The sequence below is a fragment of the Pseudomonas sp. NPDC089401 genome, from assembly GCF_044749485.1.
In the GTDB taxonomy this organism is placed as follows: domain Bacteria; phylum Pseudomonadota; class Gammaproteobacteria; order Pseudomonadales; family Pseudomonadaceae; genus Aquipseudomonas.
In genome coordinates, this window is record NZ_JBIVIA010000004.1 from 478,111 (window position 1) to 494,098 (window position 15,988).

The following is a 15,988-nucleotide window of genomic DNA, read 5'->3' on the forward strand; positions in this document are numbered from 1 at the left end:
TCTCCGGGATACAGGTTTACGCAGATGAGCAAGACTTCTCTCGACAAGAGCAAGATCCGGTTCCTTCTTCTTGAAGGTGTGCACCAGAACGCAGTCGATACCCTCAAGGCTGCCGGCTACACCAACATCGAATACCTCACGGGTTCCTTGCCTGAAGCCGAGCTGAAGGAAAAGATCGCCGATGCCCACTTCATCGGCATCCGCTCGCGCACCCAGCTGACCGAAGAAATCTTCGACTGCGCCAAGAAGCTGGTCGCCGTCGGCTGCTTCTGCATCGGCACCAACCAGGTCGACCTGGAAGCTGCCCGCGAGCGCGGTATCGCCGTGTTCAACGCCCCCTACTCCAACACCCGTTCGGTGGCCGAGCTGGTGCTGGCCGAAGCCATCCTGCTGCTGCGCGGCATCCCCGAGAAAAACGCCTCCTGCCACCGTGGCGGCTGGATCAAGAGCGCGGCCAACTCGTTCGAGATCCGCGGCAAGAAGCTGGGCATCGTCGGCTACGGCTCGATCGGCACGCAACTGTCGGTCCTGGCGGAAAACCTCGGCATGCAGGTGTACTTCTTCGACCCGCTGACCAAGCTGCCGCTGGGCAACGCCGTGCAGGTCACCAGCCTCAACGAGCTGCTGGGCCTGGCCGACATCGTCTCGCTGCACGTGCCTGAGCTGCCATCCACCCAGTGGATGATCGGCGAGAAGGAAATCCGCGCGATGAAGAAGGGCGCGATCCTGATCAACGCCGCCCGTGGCACCGTGGTCGAGCTGGACCACCTGGCCGCCGCGATCAAGGACAAGCACCTGATCGGCGCCGCCATCGACGTGTTCCCGGTCGAGCCGCGCTCCAACGACGAAGAGTTCGAAAGCCCGCTGCGTGGCCTGGACAACGTGATCCTGACCCCGCACATCGGTGGCTCCACCGCCGAAGCCCAGGCCAACATCGGCCTGGAAGTGGCCGAGAAGCTGGTCAAGTACAGCGACAACGGTACTTCGGTATCGTCGGTCAACTTCCCGGAAGTGGCCCTGCCGGCTCACCCAGGCAAGCACCGCCTGCTGCACATCCACGAAAACATCCCGGGCGTGCTCAGCGAGATCAACAAGGTCTTCGCCGAAAACGGCATCAACATCTCCGGTCAGTTCCTGCAGACCAACGAGAAAGTCGGCTACGTGGTGATCGACGTCGACGCCGAGTACTCGGACCTGGCGCAGGAGAAACTGCAACAGGTCAAGGGCACCATCCGCTCGCGCGTGCTGTTCTGAGCCTGATGGCTGGATGAAAAAGGGAGGCCCTGGTGGCCTCCCTTTTTTTGCCTGCAAGATGGGTGTCGCCTGCTTCGCGGGCAAGCCCGCTCCCACAGGTACTGCACAGCCCTTGAGGATTGTGCGTTCCCTGTGGGAGCGGGCTTGCCCGCGAAGAAACCAGCACCTATTTCACAGTGACAGTGATCTTCTTCGACTCGACGCTCGGCTTGAACGGCACGTGATACTGGTCACCCAGCACCAGTTGCAGGGTGTGCTTGCCCGGAGTCAGGGTGATGCTGGTCTCGGTCTGGGCCTTGCCGAAGTGCAAGACCTGGGGGCCGGCCGGCAGCGCGGTGCCGGCTTCCGGCATCAGGCTGGTGGGCAGCGGCATGTCGGCGACCGGCGCCTTGTCGACGTCCACCAGCAGGTGGTGGTGGCCGGTGTGCGGGGTCTGGTCGCCCGCGGGTTTGAGGCCCATGCCCTCGATGCCGAACTTGACGGTGAAGGTCTTCTCGACCGTGGCGCCGTCGGCGGGGGAAACGATGAAGACCTTGGCATCCTTGGGCGGCTCCTGGCTCTTCAGGGCATCCGCAGCGCTGGCCATCAATGAGGCCCCCATCAGCAGGCCGGCAACGGCAGCACGCGAAAATAGGCTGTTCATTCACTTCTCCTGTCATTACTTGAAAACGCAGCCATAAACCTACAGCGGCGACCCTTCACCTTAGTTGAAAATGGCGCCTGGGGTAATTGTGGCCCCCAGACATAAATTTTTAAGTTAGGGTTAAACCTCGCCAAGGCTTCAAGGTCATAGGCTGCGCTCGACCGCGACGAGGAAGAAAGTCGCGGCGAAAGTTATTCATCTGCTGAAGAAAAAGGGGCATCAATGCGTTCGACCATCGGGGTACTGCTGGCAGTACTGATCATGCCAGTGGCTCAAGCCGAGCTGATTGACGAAATCGCCGACCGAGGTGAACTGCGTATCGCCGTGCAGGCCGACAACTCACCGTATGCGTTCAAGGAAAACGACCATCTGACAGGCTTCGAGATCGACTTCGGCCAGGCACTGGCCCGGGAACTGGACCTGCGCGCCGAATTCGTCGAAGCAACCGCAGCCGAGGTGTTACCGGGTGTGGAGAGCGGGAAATATGACATCACCCTGACCCCGTCGGGCGAGGCGCCAAAGGCGGATAGCCCGTTCGATGTGAGCCAGGCGATTGGCGAGAAAAATCTGGTGATCCCGTTCCAGAAGGACAACCCAGCGTTCGAAAGCTCGGTGAACAATGCCCTGCAACGTCTGAAGGACAGCGGGCGGACAGCGGAGCTGGAGCAGAAGTGGTTCAAGGGGCCTCAGGAAACTGCGGCCGGGCAGTGAAAATTGTTTAGCCAGTGCCGGCCTCTTCGCGGGTAAACCCGCTCCCACAGAGGGCTCCACTGTTTTCAGAACTTGTGTGGTACCTGTGGGAGCGGGTTCACCCGCGAAGAGGCCGGTGCAGGCTCAAGCCGAAAGCCCGGCCACCACCAGCCGGGCTTCTTCCAGTTCCAGCTCGCTGAACACCCGCACCCCCTCGCGCCGCAGCAACGCCGCAGTCACCCCCTCGCCCGGCACCTTCACCCCACTGAACGTGCCATCATAGGTCAACCGGTTGCCACACGAAGGGCTACCAGCCTTGAGCACCGCCACGCTGATCCCATGCCGGCGCACCAGCGCCAGCGCCACCTGGGCCCCTGCCAGAAATGCTGCGCTGACATCCTCGCCACTGACCGTCAGCACCTGCGCCCCGCCATCGAGCACCTGTGCACCCTGCCCACCGGGAATCTCCGCCGCTGGCCGCGGCGTCGGCAAACCACCCGCCACCTCCGGGCACAGCGGCACCACGCGCCCTTCGGCCTGCCATTGCTGCAATAGATCAGGGTGCCCGCTGGTTCTGCCGTCGTAGCGCACCGGCTGCCCCAGCAGGCAGGCGCTCACCAGGACCTTCGGCAGATCAGAACGGGTCATTGCCACGGCGCCGGAACCAGCCGGTCAGCGACAGGCGCTCGCGCATGGCCGGCAACACTTCGTGGGGCACTTCGCCAGAGAGGAACACCACCAGGCACCCGGCCACCGGCTGCACGTCGTGCTCCAGCTCATTGCCGAGGAACATGCGCAACTGCCCGCCATCTTCCGGCTGCCAGCCCTCATTGAGGTACAGCACCGCCGAGACCATGCGCCGGTCGTCGTCGCGGAAGCGGTCCAGGTGGCGGCGGTAGAACGCCCCCGGCGGATACAGGGCAAAATGGCACTCGAAGTCTTCCAGGCCCAGGAACAGCCCCTGGTTGATGGCCTGGCGCAGCTGGTCCATGGTCGCCAGGTACTGGTCGCAGGCCTCGGCCTGGCCGGGGTCGATCCACTGGATCTGGTCGCCGCGAATGGCCTCGCGCACCTCCTGGGCATCGCCGCGCCCCACCCCGGCCGGGTTGAGTTCGCCTTCGGCGTCACGGCGCCGACATTCGGTCGCCAGCGCGCGCACCAGGTCGGCAGGCAAAAAGAGCGCCTGCTGCGACCAGCCATGGGTGGCCAGATCGTCGACGACGGCCGCAAACATCGGGTTTTCAGGGGAGATGTGCATGGCGCGCATCATATCCATTCGCCCTGTCGGCGCACAGCGCCACTTGGCCGAGAAGCCTGCGGATCGCTCGACAAGAAGGCGCCAAGCCAAGGACAATAGCCACCTGCCGACAGGAGTCCTGAATGCACCGTCTGTTTTCCCTGCTGCTGATGATCTGCGCCATGCCTGTCTGGGCGGACAACCTCGATCAGCTGTACAAGGCCGCCGGCTGGCCCGACCAGCGCGCCCACTTCACCGACGCCGTGAGCGCCGCCCAGCAGCGCTACCGCAACAGCCTGCCGCCTGCGGTTTACCAGGCGCTGGTCAACAACAGCAACCAGCGCTTCCAGGCCCAGGCGGTGGACAGCCGCGCCATCGCCAAGCTGCGCAGCGCGCTGCCGGACCCAGCCCCCGCGCTGGCGTTCTTCCAGTCGCCACTGGGGCGCAAGATCGTCGCCGCCGAGCTGCTGGCCACGCGCAAGGACCAGCTGGCCAAGAACGCCAAGGGCTTGCCGAAGATCCAGGCCAGCGATACCCGCCAACTCATCATCGGCCACCTGGCCCAGGCCCTGCCGGCCCGCGAGGCCGGTGCCGAAGTAAGCCTGGCGATCGCCGGCGTGGCGGCCGACAGCCTCAGTTCGATGATCCCCGGCCTGTTCGGCGCCAGCCAGGCCCAGGGCCTGCTCGACGGCCAGCGCCAGCGTCTGATGGGCCAGATCGGCGAAGACCTGAACAACACGCTGCTGTACGTCTACCGCGACCTCAGCGACGCCGAACTGGAAGAGTTCGCCAACTTCGCCGAGTCGCCGCAAGGCCAGGCCTACTATCAGGCCGCCGTGGCCGCAGTGCGCGCAGGCCTGGCGGTCGGGCAGAACGCCGCCAACCCTAAGTGATCAGCCCAGGCGCTGGTCGATGAAGTCGAAGTAGCGCTGGCGAATGCCCGGCAGCTCGTTGGCCAGGTGGTGGCGGGCTTCGGGCAGCATGAGGATCTGCGGCTCGCTGAACTTGGCCTTGAGCACCTCGAGGTTGTAGGGCCAGTCCACCGTACCGTCCGCCTCGCCCTGCACGATCAACGGCCGCCGGGCGCTGTGCGGCGCGGCCTCGATGCGCTTGACCCAGGCGATCAGCGCCCCGACCCAGGCGGTGGGCAGGCGCCGCGGTTGCAGTGGGTCGGCCTCCAGGAACGGCAGGAAGGTCGGGTCGTTGGTGTTCTCGCTGAAACGCCGCTCGATGCCATCGACGAAGTGGCGCAGCACCCGATAGCTGAGTTTCGACCAGCGCCATGCCTGTGGCCGCACCAGTGGCGCCAGCAGGATCACCTCGCCGTCGATGGGGCTCTGCGCACCCTGGTAGAGCACATGGTCGAGGGCGATGGCGCCGCCGGTGCTCTGCCCGCAGAGATGCCACGGGCGCGGCAGTTCAAGCGCGCGCGCCTGGTCGAACAAGGCCTCCAGCACCTGCTGGTACACCGCGAAATCACTGATGCTGGCGCGCTCGCCGCTGGACAGGCCGTGGCCGGGCAGGTCGCAGCTGATCACCGCGTAACCCTGCTTCAACGCCCAGGCGATCAGGTGCCGGTACAGGCCCATGTGGTCGTAGTAGCCGTGCAGCAGGAACAGCGTCGCGACCGGGTGTTGCGGTAACCAGACCTGCCCGGCCAGCTCGAACCCCGCCACCTGGAAGCTGCCCAGCCAGCTCTGTGCCGGCAGGTTCAGGCCATAGAAGCGTTGATAGTCCTGCGCCTGCGCGGACAATGGCTGGCGCTGGGCCAACGGCGCAAGGCTGGAACGCAGGGGGTCGGGTTGGAAGGCAGCGGGCATCGGGTACATCCAAGGCGAAGCGAGTATTGATCTGGGATATTCAGCTGAAGACAGCATCGTGGCAAGCTTGTGCATCGCGAAACAAGCTGCAACGTTCTGCGCAAGCCCCCCTTGTGGGAGCGGGTTTACCCGCGAAGCAGACGACGCGGTGGATGGCACCGGCTCTGCCGGTGTTCGCGGGTAAACCCGCTCCCACAGGGGGCGAGGCCCGCTGTTATTTCCATGCCAGAGTCGCTGTAATCCATGAGCAACCGAATCGCCAAAGCAACGCTGTCTGCCCTCGCACTTGTGCTCTGCGCCGCCGTGCTCTGGCAGGCCTACACCACCTTCCAGGCCCGCTACCTGCGCCCGTTCGACAACCAGGCCACGCTGTTCGACGGCAGCCAGCTGCGCCTGCCCGCCGAGCTCGCCGGCCCCGGCCCGATCCGCGTGGTGCACTTCTGGGACCCGGCCTGCCCGTGCAACGTCGGCAACCAGCAGCATTTGGCCGACCTGGTCAGCCAGTTCGCAGGCCAGGACGTGGCTTTCCACGTCGTGCAGAAGCCCGGCAGCCACGGCCAGCTGCCGACCAGCCTGGCCAGCCTCCAGCCCATCGCCAGCCTGCCCGGCAGCGAGCACCTGCCCGCCTCCCCCGCCGTGGCGATCTGGGACCGCCAGGGCCACCTCGCCTACTTCGGCCCCTACAGCGAAGGCGCGGTGTGCAACGCCAGCAACAGCTTCATCGAGCCGATCCTCAAGGCACTGCTGGCCGGCCGCCCGGTGACGGCCTCCAACACCCTGGCAGTGGGCTGCTACTGCCCCTGGACTGGCTGACGCAGCCGCGCCGGGTTGCCCATCACCGTCGCCCCCGCCGGTACATCGCGGGTCACCACGCTGCCGGCACCGACCACCGCGTTGTCGCCAATGGTCACCCCCGGCAGGATGATCGCCGCGCCACCGATCCACACGTTGTCGCCGATGGTCACCGGCCGCCCGCTTTCCAGCCCGCTGCGGCGGGCCTCGGGGTCGAGCGGGTGGTCGGCAGTGTAGATCTGCACATTGGGGCCGATCTGGCAGTCGTCGCCGATGCGTACCGGCAGCACGTCGAGGATCACGCAGTTGAAGTTCATGAAGGTGTTGCGCCCGACGCTGATGTTGTAGCCGTAGTCGCAATAGAACGGCGGACGGATCACCGTACCTTCGCCGACATGGCCGAAATGCTCGGCGAGCAGACCGTTGCGCGCGTCGTTGAGCAGCTCGACGCTGCTGTTGTAGCGGTGCATCCAGTGCTGGCTGGCGATGTGCTCGGCCTGCAGCTCGGGGCAGCCGGCATGATAGAGCTGGCCTGTAAGCATTTTCTGTTTTTCGCTGAGTGCCATGGAAACTCCTCTCGAGGGCTATGCTCTGTTCGCGAATACGTCGATGATCGGACCACAGTTTCCGCTCGAATGCACAAGGAGTCGCGATGAAGCGCAGCCTGACCCTGTTGGCCGTGGTGGTCGCCGCAGCCGCTGGCGCCAGTTACTGGTACGTGCACGGCAAGCTGCCGCAGCGCCAGGGCGAGGTGGCCGTGGCCGGGCTCGAGGCGCCGGTCAGCGTGCGCTACGATGCCCGCGGCGTGCCCCACCTGCAGGCACAGAGCGAGGCCGACCTGTACCGGGCGCTGGGCTACGTACACGCCCAGGACCGCTTGTTCCAGATGGAGATCATGCGCCGCCTGGCCCGTGGCGAGCTGGCCGAGGTGCTGGGCGACAAGCTGCTGCCCACCGACACCCTGTTCCGCAGCCTGCGCATTCGCCAGCAGGCGGCGCTGATGGCCCAGCGCCTGGACCACCAGTCCCCGGCCTGGCGGGCCCTGCAAGCCTACCTCGACGGCGTCAACGCCTGGCAGGCCAGCCACCCCAAGCCGATGGAATTCGACCTGCTCGGCATCACCCCGCGGCCGTTCACCGCCGAAGACACCCTGAGCATCGCCGGCTACCTGGCCTACAGCTTCGCCGCCGCATTCCGCACCGAGCCTGCGCTCACCTACATCCGTGACCAGCTCGGCCCGCAGTACTTGAAGATCTTCGACCTCGACTGGCAGCCCGCCGGCGCCCTCGGCACACCGCTGGCCGCCGCCGACTGGCAGAGCCTCGAAGCCCTGGCCCGAGCCAGCCACGAGGCCCTGGGCGAAGCCGGCATCCCGCAGTTCGAGGGCAGCAACGCCTGGGCCGTGGCCGGCAGCCGCACCCGCAGCGGCAAGCCGTTGCTGGCTGGCGACCCGCACATCGCCTTCGCCGTGCCGGCAGTGTGGTACGAGGCCGAACTGTCGGCGCCCGGCTTCAACCTGTATGGCTACTTCCAGGCCCTGAACCCGTTCGCGCTGCTCGGGCACAACCGCGACTTCGGCTGGAGCCTGACCATGTTCCAGAACGACGACGTCGACCTGATCGCGGAAAAGACCAACCCGGCCAATGCCGATCAAGTGATGATCAACGGCCAATGGCAAACGCTGGAAAAGACCGAGGAACAGATTGCCGTCAAGGGCGAACAACCCGTCACCGTCAGCCTGCGCCGCTCACCCCACGGGCCGATCGTCAACGAAGTGCTGGGCGCCACCGCCGGCACCACACCAATCGCCATGTGGTGGGCGTTCCTCGAAACCGAAAACCCGATCCTCGAAGGCTTCTACCAGCTCAACCGCGCCGACACCCTGGGCAAGATGCGCGAGGCGGCGGCCAAGGTGCAGGCGCCGGGGCTGAACTTCGTCTGGGCCAACGCCCGGGGCGATATCGGCTGGTGGGCAGCGGCGAAACTGCCGATCCGCCCGGACGGGATCAACCCGTCGTTCATCCTCGACGGCGCCAGCGCCCAGGCCGACAAACCCGGTTTCTACCCGTTCAGCGTCAACCCGCAGCAGGAGAACCCGGCCAGCGGCTACATCGTCTCGGCCAACTACCAGCCCCCGGCTGTGGTGCCGATCCCCGGCTACTACAACCTGCCCGACCGCGGGCGCCAGCTCGACCGCCAGTTGGCCAACCCCGAGGTGAAGTGGGACACTCAGAACAGCCAGGCGTTGCAACTGGACACCGCCAGCGACCATGGCCCGCGCACCCTGGCGCCGCTGCTGGCGACCCTGCGTGGCGTCGCCCAGGGCGACGAGGAAAAGGAACTGGTCGAGCAGCTCGCCGCCTGGCGCGGCGACTACCCGCTGGATTCCACCAGCGCCACGCTGTTCAACCAGTTCCTCTACGAGCTGGCCTACGCCGCGCTGCATGACGAACTGGGCGACACCTGGTTCCCGGTGCTGATCGGCACCCGTGCCATCGACGCCGCCCTGCCGCGCCTGGCCGCCGATGCCCAGTCGCCGTGGTGGGACACCCGCGGCTCCAACCAGCGCACCGACCGCACCGCCATCGTGCGCATCGCCTGGCAGAAGAGCCTGGCGCACCTGCGTGCCACCCTCGGCAAGGACCCGGCCAGCTGGCAATGGGGCAAGGCGCACACCCTGACCCACAACCACCCGCTGGGGGCGAAAAAGCCGCTGAACCTGCTGTTCAACGTCGGCCCGTTCGCCGCCCCCGGCACCCACGAGGTGCCCAACAACCTGTCGGCGAAGATCGGCCCGGCACCCTGGCCGGTGACGTATGGGCCATCGACCCGGCGGCTGATCGACTTCGCCGATGCCGGGCAGGCCCTGAGCATCAACCCGGTCGGGCAGAGCGGGGTGTTGTTCGACAAGCATTACGCCGACCAGGCCGAGGGCTATGTGGAAGGGAAATACCAGCGGGCGCAAATGGGCGTGATTCCGGCGCAGAGTACCCTCAGACTGGTGCCATGACATCAAGGTGTTACTTACCTGGGCCAGCCTTTCGCATACCCTGTAGCCCCCTCAACCGAGACCCCTTCCATGCAACGACACTTCATCGAAATCGACGGCGCGCGCATGAGCTACGTCGACCAGGGCCAGGGCTTCCCGGTGCTGCTCGGCCATAGCTACCTGTGGTCGGCCGACATGTGGCAGCCACAGATCGAGGCGCTGTCCCGACACTTCCGCGTCATCGTTCCGGAGCTCTGGGGCCACGGCGCTTCCGACGCGCCGCCTGCCAGCACCACCGACATGAGCGCCCTGGCCCGCCAGCACCTGGCGCTGCTGGACGCCCTGGACATCGCCAAATGCCACCTGGTCGGCCTGTCGGTCGGCGGCATGTGGGGCGCGCAGCTGGCCATCGAACACCCCGAGCGGGTCGACCGCCTGGTGCTGCTGGACACCTACCTCGGCGCCGAACCCGAGGCGACCCGGCTGAAGTACTTCGGCCTGCTGGATGCGGCGAGCGCGGCGGGGCTGTTCCCGGAGCCGCTGCTGGATATCGTGGTGCCGATCTTCTTCCATGCCGGCGGGCAGACCGTGCCGCAAGTGCGCGATGAGTTCCGCGCAGCGTTGAAAGCGAGCAGTGCCGAGGTGATCCGCCAGAGCCTCGACCCCATGGGCCGGGTGATCTTCGGGCGGCCCGACCTGCTGGGGCGGCTGGGGGAGCTGGATGGCGCGCGGACCATCGTGATCTGTGGCGACCAGGACATTCCGCGGCCACCCGAAGAGTCGAACGAAATGGCGCGGATCATTGGCTGCCTGGCGGCGCAGATTCCGTTTGCGGGGCATATCTCGAGCCTTGAGAACCCGCGGGTGGTGAATGAGTTTCTGCTGAACTGGCTGCCGCATAACGCTTGAAGCCATTGGGGCCGCTCTGCGGCCCTCTTGGAAAAACTCAACAGTTCAGAACTGGCGCGATTCCTGTGGGAGCGGGTTCATCGAGGCGTCGAACCGCCGCGAACACCGGCGAGGCCGGTGCCATGCACCGCGTCGCCTTCTTCGCGGGTAAAACCGCTCCCACAGGGACCGCGCAAGCCCATTCATTTGGTTATTTCCACTGCGGCCCCAGTTACACGGTCACCCCTGCCACTTGCCGCCTTCGACGATCACGCTCTCAGGCTTGGTGTCATCGCTCAGTTCCTTGCGCACATACTGGTCATACAGCTTCAGCAGGAACTTCTCCTCGCCAAGCTTGGCCAGCTCCGCATTCACCCAGTCACGCAACTCGGTATTGCCCTTCTTCACCGCCGGCGCAATCGGCGCCTCGTCGCCCAGCAGCTGCGGCAGCACGCGGTAGCCCGGGTTCTGCTTGGCCCAGCTGAACAGGATCAGGTTGTCCTGGGCATAGGCATCGCCGCGCCCGTTGGCCAGGGCCTGCAGCGACTCGCTGTTCTTCTCGAACTTCAGCAGCTTCCAGTCCGGGTGGTTCCTGGTCAGCCAGATATCCGCCGTGGTACCGGTGGTGACGATGGTGGTCTTGCCCGCCAGGTCGTTGAGCTTCTGCACCGGGCTGCCGTCGGCGACGATGGCCTGCACCGCCACGCGCAGGTTGGGGTTGGTGAAGTCCACCGCTTCCTTGCGCTCCGGGGTCACGGTCATGTTGGCGAGGATCAGGTCGACCTTGTCGCTCTGCAGGAACGGGATGCGGCTGGCCGGCTCCACGGCAACGAACTCCACCTTGTTCTCGTCGCCCAGCAGGTCCTTGGCCAGGCGCCGGGCGATGTCGGTGTCGAAGCCCACGTAGCGGCCGCTGGCGTCGACGAAGCCGAACGGCGGCTTGTCGGTGAACACACCAACGATCAGCTTGTCACGGGCCTTGATGGTTTCCAGGTAGCTGGTGGCCGGCGAGGCGGCGGCCGGCTTGGGCGGCTCGTCGGCCTTGTTGCAGCCGGCCAGCAGGGCCAGGCCGAACAGCGGCGCCAGCAGTTTGGTGAGCGGGGCAGTTTTCATGACAGTTCCTTTTGTGGGGTCTTCGGCAGGCTTTCGACAAAGGAGAATTTGTCCAGGAACTGCTGCGCGCGTGCGGTCCGCGGTTGGCTGAAGAAGCTCTCGGGGTCGCTCTGTTCAAGGATCCTGCCGGCCTCCATGAACACGATGCGGTCGGCCACCGCGCGGGCGAAGGCCATTTCGTGGGTGACGATGAGCAGGGTCATGCCGTCGCGGGCCAGGCCCTGGATCACCTGCAGCACTTCCTTGACCATTTCCGGGTCGAGGGCGGCGGTGACCTCGTCGAACAGCATCACCTGGGGGTTCATGCACAGGGCGCGGACAATGGCGATGCGCTGCTGCTGGCCGCCGGACAATTGCCGTGGGTAGGCGTCACGCTTGTCCAGCAGGCCGACCCGCGCCAGCAGCGCCTCGGCCTGGGCCTGGGCTTCGGCGCGCTGGCGCTTCTGCACCTTTAGCGGGCCGAGCAGCAGGTTGTCGAGCACGCTCATGTGGCCGAACAGGTGGTAGCTCTGGAACACCATGCCGACCCGCTGGCGCACCTGGCGCCAGTCAGTGCCGGCGGCCAGCAACTCCTGGCCGTCGAGGCGCAGGTGGCCGCTGTGGGCGTCTTCCAGGCCATTGAGGCAGCGCAGCAAGGTGCTCTTGCCGCAGCCGCTGGGGCCGAGGATCACCACCACTTCGCCGGCGCGGACCTGGAGGTCGACATCGTTCAGCACCTGGTGGGCGCCGTAGTACTTGTTGAAACCCTGGAATTCGATCAATGCGCTCATGCGTGGGCCCAGCGCCGCTCCAGCACGCGCGAGGCGGCGGACAGCGGATAACAGACGAGGAAGAAGAACACGAACAGCGCGCCGTAGATCAGCACCGACTCGTAGGTGCGCTCGATGATCTGCTGGCCGACCTTGATCACCTCGACCACGCCGATCAGCACCGCCAGCGAGCTGGTCTTGATGATGCGGGTGAAGATGTTGATGGTCGGCGGGGTCATGCGCTTGAGCGCCTGGGGCAGCAATACGTGGCCATACAGCTGGCCGGTGGACAGGCCGATCGACAGCCCCGCCTCGCGTTGCCCGCGGGGCAGCGACTGCAACGCGCCGCGCACCACCTCGCCGATCTCGCTGGCGCCCCACAGGCCCAGCACCAGCACCGCGCACCAGAAGCTGGGGATGCTCAGGGCGAAGAAGATCGGCAGGCCAAAGAACACCAGGTACAGCCAGACCAGCACCGGGATGGCACGGAACAGCTCCAGGTACACCTGCAAGATGAGGTTCAGCACCCGGTTGCCCCAGGTCGCCAGCACGCCGTAGAGCACGCCGCCCAGGGTCGCGAAGAGGATGCCCAGGGCCGAGATGGCCAGGGTCTGCGCCGCGCCCTTGGCCAGCAGCGGCAAGGATATCCACAGTAGCTCAGTTGCCGAACTGGCCATGTTGCAGCCTCCGTTCCAGGTAGCGCAGCAGCAGCGACAGCGGCAGGAACAGCAGCACGCACAGCAGCGTGAGCACGGCGAGCATCTCGTAGGTCTTGTAGTACAGGGCGATGTAGTTCTTGGTGGTGTAGAGCAGCTCTGGCACCGCCACCGCCGAAACCACGGTGGTTTCCTTGAGCAGGAAGATGAAGTTGGCGAACAGCGCCGGCAGGCTGAGGATGCCGGCCTGGGGCAGGACCACATGGCGCAGCAGCTGGCCCTCGGACAGGCCGATGGCACGGCCCGACTCCAACTGCGCCCGCGGCACCGCCTCGACACCGGCGCGCAGCACCTCGGTGAGGTAGGCGCCGCCCATGAAGGTCATGGTGATGATCGCGGCGGCAAAGCCGGAAATCTTCAGGCCCAGGCTGGGCAGGGCGAAGTAGACGAAGAACAGCTGGATCAGCAACGGCGTGTTGCGTGCCAGCTCGACGTAGCCTTTGACCAGGCGCCCCAGGTACGGCGTGCGCAGCATCAGCACGGTGGCATTGACCAGCGCGACCAGCAGCGAGGTGGCGATGGCGATCAGGCCAACCTGCAGGGTGACCCCCACGGCCTTGAAGAACGCGGGCAATGTGCTAAGCATGAAGGCGGTGTCGAAGGTCATGGATGTCGCCTCGACACAAGGCGGGTTGCGTGCGGCATGGCAAATTCTGGCAGTTGCGCTGGGCGCGATCAGTAGACTTTAAAGGTATAAAAAACTTTTTATAAATACCTTTATTGCATATTGATAGCACTCGCCGGGCTATTGAAACTTTCCTGCCTGGCACCGCTCAAACCGCTCTATACCGTGACATGCAAGGCCATCAAACCAACAAGGACGATAATGATGAACCGCCCCTGCTCCGCTGATTCGAACGAACAACTGTTGTGGCTCATGGCGCTGCGCCGGGCCTTGGGTGGGGCTCGCTGCGCGTGAGCCTGCGCGGGCCCTTTCGCGGGTAAACCCGCTCCCACAGGGACCGCAAGGCCTTCGGGTTTGCGCAGTCGTGTAGGAGCGAGCCTTGCTCGCGATGGGCTGCAAAGCAGCCCCCGACAATAGTGGCTGCGAAGCTGAGAACCTAGGGCCGCTGCGCGCCCCATCGCGAGCAACGCTCGCTCCTACCAGATCGCACCCAAGACAGTTGATCCCACAGGCAGGGTGCAGTCCGTCAGCCACGCAACAACCTGTGGGAGCGGGTTTACCCGCGAAGAGGCCGGTGAAGCAAACCCACCCTTCCCCGCCAGCCACAAACAAAAACGCCGACGCAAATGCGTCGGCGTTTTCAAACAACATCAGCCCATCAGAACGCCGGCAGCACCGCGCCGTGGTACTTCTTGGCAATGAACTCTTTCACTTCCGGGCTGGTCAGTGCCTTGGCCAGCTTCTGGATGGCCTCGCTGTTCTTGTTGTCCGGGCGGGCAACGAGGAAGTTCACGTAAGGCGAATCGGCACCTTCGATCACCAGCGCATCCTTGGCCGGGTTCAGGCCGGCTTCCAGGGCGTAGTTGGTGTTGATCATGTCCAGGTCGACCTGGTCCAGCACGCGCGGCAGCATGGCCGATTCCAGCTCGCGGAACTTAAGCTTCTTCGGGTTCTCGGCGATGTCTTTCGGCGTGGCCAGGGCGTTTTTCGGGTCTTTCAGGGTGATCAGGCCGGCCTTCTGCAGCAGGATCAGCGCACGGCCGCTGTTGCTGCCTTCGTTCGGGATGGCCACGGTGGCGCCGTCCTTCAGCTCGCTCAGGCTCTTGACCTTCTTCGAGTAGCCACCGAACGGTTCGACGTGCACGCCGATCACGGTTTCCAGGTGGGTGCCCTTGCCTTCGTTGAAGCTCTGCAGGTACGGCAGGGTCTGGAAGTAGTTGGCGTCCAGGCGCTTCTGGTCGACCTGCACGTTCGGCTGCACGTAGTCGGTGAACACCTTGATCTGCAGGTCCACACCTTCCTTGGCCAGGGTCGGCTTGATCAGCTCGAGGATTTCGGCGTGCGGCACAGGGGTAGCGGCAACCACCAGTTTCTCGGCGGCAGAGGCCAGGCCGGCGAACGACAGGGCAGCGGCCAGGGCAGTGGTCAGCAGGGTCTTTTTCATGGTGTTCCTTGTTCTGGATCTGGGCCATCAGGGATGGCGAAGTCGGTTGCCCAACCGTTTGCGCAGCGGGCTTGGGGCGGACAATACCGAGATTCTTTATGCCGTAACAATATCTTTTAATTCACTGCTTATTCCAAAACCAAAACGCCACCAGCGAATTCGCTTATTAGCCCTGTCTAGCGTGCAGTATTGGCCAGGTCGAGGTCTTCCGGCTGCAGCTCTTCGCTGTCGTTGACCAGCAGCGCAAAGTGGATGACGTTCTCCAGTTCGCGGGTGTTGCCGGGCCAGGCATGGGCCTCCAGCACCTGCTGCGCCGCCTCGCTGACCAGCGGCAATGGCCGCTGCAGGCGCACGCTGTAGATGCCCACGAAGTACTCGGCCAAAGGCAGGATATCGCCCGGCCGCTCGCGCAGCGGCGGCAGCTCCAGCGCGCCCTCACGCAGGTACTGGTAAAGGCGCTCGTTGAAGCGCCCGGCCTTCACCACCCGCGCCAGGTCGATGCTGGTGGCGGCCACCAGGCGCACGTCCACCGGCTGCGGCTGCTGCGCGCCGACCCGCGTCACCTCGCGGTTTTCCAGCGCCGCCAGCAACTTGCCTTGGATCGCCAGCGGCAGGTCGGCGATCTCGTCCAGGTACAAGGTGCCGCCATTGGCCGAGCCGAACCAGCCGGCCCGGCTGCTGGCCGTGCCGCCCTGGCTGCCGGCGCTGTAGCCAAACAGCTCGGCGTCGGCGTAGGTCGGGCTGATGGCCGCGCAGTTCACCGAGACGAACAGCCCGGCGCGGTCGCTGGCGCGGTGGATCTGCCGCGCCAACAGCTCCTTGCCGGTGCCGGTTTCGCCACGGATCAGCACCGGCAGCGGTTGCGGCGCCAGGCGTTCGAGGGCCTGGCGCAGCTGTTGCGAGCGCGGGTCGATGAACACCAGCGCCTTGGCGCGGATGCTCAGCGGGCTCTTGTCCAGTTCAGGAAAGGTCAGCAACGGCTGGCCAAAAGGGTTTTGCAAGGTCATGACGAACTCCCGCCCCAGGCC

Annotated in this window: 17 protein-coding genes; 6 read left to right on the forward strand and 11 right to left on the reverse strand. The window is 65.3% G+C overall.

Features of this window, described 5'->3' with window-relative positions:
- Nucleotides 1–24 precede the first annotated feature (24 nt).
- Nucleotides 25–1,254 (forward strand): phosphoglycerate dehydrogenase, encoded by a 1,230-nt coding sequence (gene serA, locus ACIP21_RS12580; protein WP_391130483.1) that lies wholly within the window; start codon nucleotides 25–27, stop codon nucleotides 1,252–1,254.
- A 166-nt stretch (nucleotides 1,255–1,420) separates the two neighbouring features.
- Here serA and ACIP21_RS12585 read toward each other — a convergent pair whose 3' ends face one another.
- Nucleotides 1,421–1,897, reverse strand: a complete 477-nt coding sequence (locus ACIP21_RS12585; protein WP_400687792.1) for a DUF4399 domain-containing protein — start codon at nucleotides 1,895–1,897, stop codon at nucleotides 1,421–1,423.
- Nucleotides 1,898–2,119: 222 nt separating this feature from the next.
- On the opposite strand from ACIP21_RS12585, the gene ACIP21_RS12590 reads away from it, so the two are divergent.
- Entirely contained in the window at nucleotides 2,120–2,608 is a 489-nt protein-coding gene (locus tag ACIP21_RS12590) for a transporter substrate-binding domain-containing protein (protein ID WP_400687794.1), read from the forward strand.
- A 123-nt stretch (nucleotides 2,609–2,731) separates the two neighbouring features.
- Here the strand turns inward: ACIP21_RS12590 and ACIP21_RS12595 are convergent, their stop codons facing one another.
- Nucleotides 2,732–3,235, reverse strand: coding sequence for a DUF523 domain-containing protein (locus ACIP21_RS12595; protein WP_400687796.1), 504 nt, complete (start codon nucleotides 3,233–3,235; stop codon nucleotides 2,732–2,734).
- Nucleotides 3,222–3,854, reverse strand: coding sequence for a 2OG-Fe(II) oxygenase (locus ACIP21_RS12600; RefSeq protein WP_400687998.1), 633 nt, complete (start codon nucleotides 3,852–3,854; stop codon nucleotides 3,222–3,224). The genes ACIP21_RS12595 and ACIP21_RS12600 overlap by 14 nt, the downstream gene beginning before the upstream one ends.
- Before the next feature lie 113 nt (nucleotides 3,855–3,967).
- Between ACIP21_RS12600 and ACIP21_RS12605 the strand changes: the two genes are divergently transcribed.
- Nucleotides 3,968–4,717: a DUF2059 domain-containing protein gene (locus ACIP21_RS12605; protein WP_400687798.1), complete on the forward strand. Its 750-nt coding sequence runs from the start codon at nucleotides 3,968–3,970 to the stop codon at nucleotides 4,715–4,717.
- Here the strand turns inward: ACIP21_RS12605 and ACIP21_RS12610 are convergent, their stop codons facing one another.
- Complete coding sequence (locus ACIP21_RS12610; protein ID WP_400687800.1) at nucleotides 4,718–5,644, reverse strand: alpha/beta hydrolase; 927 nt, start codon at nucleotides 5,642–5,644, stop codon at nucleotides 4,718–4,720.
- Nucleotides 5,645–5,887: 243 nt separating this feature from the next.
- Between ACIP21_RS12610 and ACIP21_RS12615 the strand changes: the two genes are divergently transcribed.
- Complete coding sequence (locus tag ACIP21_RS12615) at nucleotides 5,888–6,457, forward strand: DUF6436 domain-containing protein (protein WP_400687802.1); 570 nt, start codon at nucleotides 5,888–5,890, stop codon at nucleotides 6,455–6,457.
- Here ACIP21_RS12615 and ACIP21_RS12620 read toward each other — a convergent pair.
- Complete coding sequence (locus ACIP21_RS12620) at nucleotides 6,436–7,002, reverse strand: sugar O-acetyltransferase (protein ID WP_400687804.1); 567 nt, start codon at nucleotides 7,000–7,002, stop codon at nucleotides 6,436–6,438. The two genes, ACIP21_RS12615 and ACIP21_RS12620, sit on opposite strands and share 22 nt — an antisense overlap.
- Before the next feature lie 86 nt (nucleotides 7,003–7,088).
- Between ACIP21_RS12620 and ACIP21_RS12625 the strand changes: the two genes are divergently transcribed.
- The gene (locus ACIP21_RS12625; protein ID WP_400687806.1) at nucleotides 7,089–9,446 is read left to right on the forward strand and encodes a penicillin acylase family protein; all 2,358 of its coding nucleotides are present in this window, start codon (nucleotides 7,089–7,091) and stop codon (nucleotides 9,444–9,446) included.
- A gap of 69 nt (nucleotides 9,447–9,515) precedes the next feature.
- On the forward strand, nucleotides 9,516–10,334 hold the full coding sequence (locus tag ACIP21_RS12630) for an alpha/beta fold hydrolase (RefSeq protein ID WP_400687808.1): 819 nt from the start codon (nucleotides 9,516–9,518) through the stop codon (nucleotides 10,332–10,334).
- A 219-nt stretch (nucleotides 10,335–10,553) separates the two neighbouring features.
- Here ACIP21_RS12630 and ACIP21_RS12635 read toward each other — a convergent pair whose 3' ends face one another.
- From ACIP21_RS12635 to ACIP21_RS12660, 6 genes are all read right to left on the reverse strand, one after another.
- Complete coding sequence (locus ACIP21_RS12635; protein WP_400687810.1) at nucleotides 10,554–11,426, reverse strand: transporter substrate-binding domain-containing protein; 873 nt, start codon at nucleotides 11,424–11,426, stop codon at nucleotides 10,554–10,556.
- A complete protein-coding gene (locus ACIP21_RS12640; protein ID WP_400687812.1) occupies nucleotides 11,423–12,196 on the reverse strand; it encodes an amino acid ABC transporter ATP-binding protein in 774 nt (257 codons plus the stop codon). The genes ACIP21_RS12635 and ACIP21_RS12640 overlap by 4 nt, the downstream gene beginning before the upstream one ends.
- Complete coding sequence (locus ACIP21_RS12645; protein WP_400687814.1) at nucleotides 12,193–12,852, reverse strand: amino acid ABC transporter permease; 660 nt, start codon at nucleotides 12,850–12,852, stop codon at nucleotides 12,193–12,195. The genes ACIP21_RS12640 and ACIP21_RS12645 overlap by 4 nt, the downstream gene beginning before the upstream one ends.
- Nucleotides 12,833–13,498: an amino acid ABC transporter permease gene (locus tag ACIP21_RS12650; protein ID WP_400687816.1), complete on the reverse strand. Its 666-nt coding sequence runs from the start codon at nucleotides 13,496–13,498 to the stop codon at nucleotides 12,833–12,835. The genes ACIP21_RS12645 and ACIP21_RS12650 overlap by 20 nt, the downstream gene beginning before the upstream one ends.
- Before the next feature lie 676 nt (nucleotides 13,499–14,174).
- Complete coding sequence (locus ACIP21_RS12655) at nucleotides 14,175–14,960, reverse strand: MetQ/NlpA family ABC transporter substrate-binding protein (protein WP_400687818.1); 786 nt, start codon at nucleotides 14,958–14,960, stop codon at nucleotides 14,175–14,177.
- Nucleotides 14,961–15,136: 176 nt separating this feature from the next.
- Nucleotides 15,137–15,967, reverse strand: a complete 831-nt coding sequence (locus ACIP21_RS12660; RefSeq protein WP_400687820.1) for a sigma 54-interacting transcriptional regulator — start codon at nucleotides 15,965–15,967, stop codon at nucleotides 15,137–15,139.
- Nucleotides 15,968–15,988: the final 21 nt, after the last annotated feature.

Bases quoted from the DNA above. Each gene is read 5' to 3' on its own strand.
- serA (WP_391130483.1), top strand. From the start codon at position 25: ATGAGCAAGACTTCTCTCGACAAGAGCAAGATCCGGTTCCTTCTTCTT.
- ACIP21_RS12585 (WP_400687792.1), bottom strand. From the start codon at position 1,897: ATGAACAGCCTATTTTCGCGTGCTGCCGTTGCCGGCCTGCTGATGGGG.
- ACIP21_RS12590 (WP_400687794.1), top strand. From the start codon at position 2,120: ATGCGTTCGACCATCGGGGTACTGCTGGCAGTACTGATCATGCCAGTG.
- ACIP21_RS12595 (WP_400687796.1), bottom strand. From the start codon at position 3,235: ATGACCCGTTCTGATCTGCCGAAGGTCCTGGTGAGCGCCTGCCTGCTG.
- ACIP21_RS12600 (WP_400687998.1), bottom strand. From the start codon at position 3,854: ATGCGCGCCATGCACATCTCCCCTGAAAACCCGATGTTTGCGGCCGTC.
- ACIP21_RS12605 (WP_400687798.1), top strand. From the start codon at position 3,968: ATGCACCGTCTGTTTTCCCTGCTGCTGATGATCTGCGCCATGCCTGTC.
- ACIP21_RS12610 (WP_400687800.1), bottom strand. From the start codon at position 5,644: ATGCCCGCTGCCTTCCAACCCGACCCCCTGCGTTCCAGCCTTGCGCCG.
- ACIP21_RS12615 (WP_400687802.1), top strand. From the start codon at position 5,888: ATGAGCAACCGAATCGCCAAAGCAACGCTGTCTGCCCTCGCACTTGTG.
- ACIP21_RS12620 (WP_400687804.1), bottom strand. From the start codon at position 7,002: ATGGCACTCAGCGAAAAACAGAAAATGCTTACAGGCCAGCTCTATCAT.
- ACIP21_RS12625 (WP_400687806.1), top strand. From the start codon at position 7,089: ATGAAGCGCAGCCTGACCCTGTTGGCCGTGGTGGTCGCCGCAGCCGCT.
- ACIP21_RS12630 (WP_400687808.1), top strand. From the start codon at position 9,516: ATGCAACGACACTTCATCGAAATCGACGGCGCGCGCATGAGCTACGTC.
- ACIP21_RS12635 (WP_400687810.1), bottom strand. From the start codon at position 11,426: ATGAAAACTGCCCCGCTCACCAAACTGCTGGCGCCGCTGTTCGGCCTG.
- ACIP21_RS12640 (WP_400687812.1), bottom strand. From the start codon at position 12,196: ATGAGCGCATTGATCGAATTCCAGGGTTTCAACAAGTACTACGGCGCC.
- ACIP21_RS12645 (WP_400687814.1), bottom strand. From the start codon at position 12,852: ATGGCCAGTTCGGCAACTGAGCTACTGTGGATATCCTTGCCGCTGCTG.
- ACIP21_RS12650 (WP_400687816.1), bottom strand. From the start codon at position 13,498: ATGACCTTCGACACCGCCTTCATGCTTAGCACATTGCCCGCGTTCTTC.
- ACIP21_RS12655 (WP_400687818.1), bottom strand. From the start codon at position 14,960: ATGAAAAAGACCCTGCTGACCACTGCCCTGGCCGCTGCCCTGTCGTTC.
- ACIP21_RS12660 (WP_400687820.1), bottom strand. From the start codon at position 15,967: ATGACCTTGCAAAACCCTTTTGGCCAGCCGTTGCTGACCTTTCCTGAA.